This is a genomic window from uncultured Tessaracoccus sp. (assembly GCF_947255005.1).
Taxonomy (GTDB): Bacteria; Actinomycetota; Actinomycetes; order Propionibacteriales; family Propionibacteriaceae; genus Arachnia.
On record NZ_CAMYFI010000114.1, the window covers coordinates 1 to 3605 of the forward strand.

Sequence of the window (3605 nt, forward strand, 5' to 3'; positions counted from 1 at the left end):
CGACTACCTCGAAGACTTCCAAGCCTTCATCCAGAGCGTCCACGCTGCCTGACTGGTCGGGCCCCGGTGGTTGAGCCTGCCTCACCGACGATGGTTGAGTCCGCCTGCTGGCGGTGGTTGAGTAGCCCGCGTAGCGGGCGTATCGAAACCACATCGGCAGATGATGTCGCGTCGCGGGCCGCGCCCGCGGCTCAATCATCGGAACGAGCGGCGTATCGAAATCACACCCTTCTCGCTCAGCTAACCCGATATCCACATTCGATTGTCAAAACGGGCCTAAATCGTGGCTCTCAGCAAACGCGTGTGAATATTGGGTTAGCTTTTGCGTCGCCTACTCGATGGTCGGTGGGCCGCGCCGGGCCCCGGCGGTTGAGTCCGCCCACTCCCGGTGGTTGAGTAGCCGCCGTAGGAGGCGTATCGAAACCACGCCCGACCTCAGCTGGTGTACGGGCTCTGGCTCTCGCGACCGTGATCGTCGACGACGTGCGTCTCAATCACCGGGTCGCCCTTGGAGATGCGCCGGGCAGAGCGCGGCAGCTCCTTGCGCGCATTGATGTGGCGTTCGCGTGCCTGCTCGAGCGTCTCGCGGTGGACGCGTTCGCCGTTGACAACCATGTCAACCAGCAGATCGCGGTCGTTGCCGTCGTTGTTGGGCGGGGTGCCGAGCCCGATTACCTCGGCTTCGGCCGTCCCCTGCGCATCCAGGCGCCGCATGGCGTATTTTCGCCCGCCGAGCGACCCCTTCCCAGACGACTTCTTCGCGACGGGCTCCAGCGGTGCGTCGGGATCGTTGGAGCTGGCACGGGCGACGAGCTTGTACACGAACGACGCCGTCGGGTGGCCCGATCCGGTGACGAGGTTTGTGCCGACGCCATACCCATCGACGGGAGCGCCCTGCAGTAGGGCGATCTGCCACTCATCGAGATCCGACGTAACGATGATCTTCGTCTGCGTGGCGCCAAGGTCGTCGAGCAGGTCGCGGGCTTCGCGGGCGACGAGTGCGAGGTCGCCGGAATCGAGGCGGATCGACCCAAGTTGGCCGTCGGTGAGTTCCACGGCGGTGCGGATTGCCGTCGGGATGTCGTAGGTGTCGACGAGGAGCGTGGTACCGACGCCGAAGGTGTCGAGCTGCGCGCGGAAGGCATCTTCCTCGGAGTCGTGGAGGAGTGTGAAGGAGTGCGCGGCGGTGCCGGCCGTCGGGATGCCGTAGCGGCGACCGGCTTCGAGGTCGGAGGTCCAGGCGAAGCCCGCGATATAGGCGGCGCGGGCGGCAGCGACGGCGGCTTGCTCATTGATGCGACGCGCGCCCATTTCGGCGCAGGGACGGTCGCCGGCCATCCACGTCATGCGCGAGGCGGCGGAGGCGACGGCGGAATCGTAGTTGTAGATGCTGAGCAGCACCGTCTCCAAGATGACGGCCTCCGCGAAGGTGCCCTCGACGGAGAGCACGGGCGATCCGGGGAAGTACACCTCGCCTTCGGGATACCCCCAGATATTGCCGCTGAAGCGGTAGTTCGCGAGCCACTCGGCGGTGTCATCGTCGACGATGTTGTTGCTGACGAGGAAATTCACTTCTTCGTCGCCGAAGCGGAAGTTCTCGACGGCGTCGAGCGCGCGCCCAACTCCCGCCACCACTCCGTAGCGACGCCCCTCGGGCAGGCGCCTGGCGAATAGATCGAACAAGCTGCGTCGGGCATCCGTGCCCGCCGCGCGGGCGGCCTGCACCATGGTGAGTTCGTAGTGGTCGGTCAGCAGTGCTGTGCTCATGCGCTCAACTCTACTGCCGATACCGTGCCCTTCCTTGGGATCAGTGGCAAGCTTGGACGTGTGACTGAGACCGTATCGCGCCCCGAGGAAGCCGTCGCGGCTACCGTGCAGCGGCAATGGGTCACCATCGTCTGGGACGACCCGGTGAACCTCATGAGCTACGTTGCGCACGTGTTCCAGGAGTACTTCCGCTACCCCGAAGCCGAGGCCGAGCGCCTCATGCTGAAGGTGCACAACGAGGGTCGAGCGGTCGTCTCCACCGGCAACCGCGAAGAGATGGAGCGCGACGTCATGGCCATGCAGAACTATTCGCTGTGGGCGACGATGGAGCGGGCGTGAAATTACAACCCGATGCTGTCGTGTGGGTCTTCGACGGCCGCGACGGGGTCCGCGCCATGCTGACGGAACTCGTCGGGGGCTACCGCAACTCGCTGCAAGACCTGCTTCCGCCGAGCGCGATGGACGCGTTCGACGACCGCTTCTCAGCGATGGCAGCCGACGAGCAATTCCGGGCGCTCGACCACGTCGAGGGATACCGTTTGCAGCGGCTGTTCCCGAAGCCACTGTCGGACGAAGACACGGACGACGAGGTATGGGAAGGCATGGTGCGCGGACGTGCCGCGACGCTCCACGCGCACGCCACCACCGTCCTCAATGAGCTTGCCGACGACAGCGACCTCGTCCCCGTCCTGGAGATGTCTGTGACACCGTGGCTGCAAACCCTGGGCGCGCTGCGCACGTCGCTGCACGCTGAACTAGCGCAGTCATCCAAGCCGGACGCGGAACCCTCGCACGAGCAGGTGGAGGCGTTTCCGGCGCTGGCGGCGGTGCTGGACTGGCTCGCCTACAACATTGAAGATTTGCTCGAGACGCGGTCGATCTGCCTCGCGGCAGGCACCGGGCTCGACGTCAGTGAACGCGGGGAGTGGGAATGAGCGTCGGCGAGCCGATTGGCGTGTTCGATTCGGGCTTTGGTGGGCTCACCGTCGTGAGGTCACTCGTCGAACAGTTGCCGAACGAGGACCTCATCTACCTGGGCGATACCGCGCGGGCACCGTACGGGCCGCGCCCCATTGCCGAGGTGCGCGAGTTCGCGTTGCAAGGGCTCGATTTCCTCGTTGACCAGGGAGTGAAGGCCCTAGTGATCGCCTGCAACTCGGCATCGTCGGCAGCGATCCGCGACGCTCGGGAGCGCTACGACGTGCCCATCATCGACGTGGTGCTGCCCGCCGCGACGCGCGCGGTCGCCACTACTCGCAACGGGCGGGTGGGAGTGATCGCGACGGAGTCGACGGTGTCGTCGGGATCGTACGACGAGGCGGTCGCCGTCGCGCAGCACGTGCAGCTGACGAAGCAAGCCGCGCCGCGGTTCGTGGAGTTCGTCGAGGCGGGGGTGACCGGCGGGCCCGAACTGCTCGACGTGGCGCGCGAGTACTTGGCTCCCATCCAGCGCGCTCACTGCGACACGCTGATCCTGGGGTGCACCCACTATCCGCTGTTGCAGGGTGTGATCTCGTTTGTGCTGGGGGATTCGGTTACGCTCGTGTCCAGCTCCGATGCCTGCGCTCAGGCGACGTACTCGCGGCTGGCGCAGATGTCGTTGCTGCGCCATCATCCCCGCGAGGCACGCCGCACGTTTTTCACGACGGGCGACCCCAGAGATTTCCGAGGGATCGGAAGGCGCTTGGTCGGGGGCTTCGTCGGAAATGCCACCACCGTTAAGTTGGGCCAAGGCCCGGAAAGGAGCACGCCATGTGCGTACGAGTGACTTGCAAGCGTTGCGGTAAGCCCACCTGGAAGGGGTGCGGGGAGCACATTGAGGAGGCGCTCGACGGCGT

Annotated in this window: 4 protein-coding genes; 3 read left to right on the plus strand and 1 reads right to left on the minus strand. The window is 65.6% G+C overall.

Annotated features, from left to right (window positions below):
- Positions 1 to 435: 435 nt before the first annotated feature.
- Positions 436 to 1788, minus strand: a complete 1353-nt coding sequence (locus Q0X61_RS12885) for a nicotinate phosphoribosyltransferase (protein WP_297743260.1) — start codon at positions 1786 to 1788, stop codon at positions 436 to 438.
- Positions 1789 to 1827: 39 nt separating this feature from the next.
- Here Q0X61_RS12885 and clpS point away from each other — a divergent pair, with 39 nt between their 5' ends.
- The 3 genes from clpS to murI are packed head-to-tail and all read left to right on the plus strand — an operon-like array spanning position 1828 to position 3535.
- A complete protein-coding gene (clpS, locus tag Q0X61_RS12890; protein WP_297743254.1) occupies positions 1828 to 2106 on the plus strand; it encodes an ATP-dependent Clp protease adapter ClpS in 279 nt (92 codons plus the stop codon).
- Positions 2103 to 2702, plus strand: coding sequence for a DUF2017 family protein (locus Q0X61_RS12895; RefSeq protein ID WP_297743256.1), 600 nt, complete (start codon positions 2103 to 2105; stop codon positions 2700 to 2702). The genes clpS and Q0X61_RS12895 overlap by 4 nt, the downstream gene beginning before the upstream one ends.
- Positions 2699 to 3535, plus strand: coding sequence for a glutamate racemase (gene murI, locus Q0X61_RS12900; RefSeq protein ID WP_297743258.1), 837 nt, complete (start codon positions 2699 to 2701; stop codon positions 3533 to 3535). The genes Q0X61_RS12895 and murI overlap by 4 nt, the downstream gene beginning before the upstream one ends.
- Positions 3536 to 3605 lie beyond the last annotated feature (70 nt).

Excerpts from the sequence above, each read along its gene's own strand:
- murI (WP_297743258.1), top strand. The coding sequence starts at position 2,699 with ATGAGCGTCGGCGAGCCGATTGGCGTGTTCGATTCGGGCTTTGGTGGG.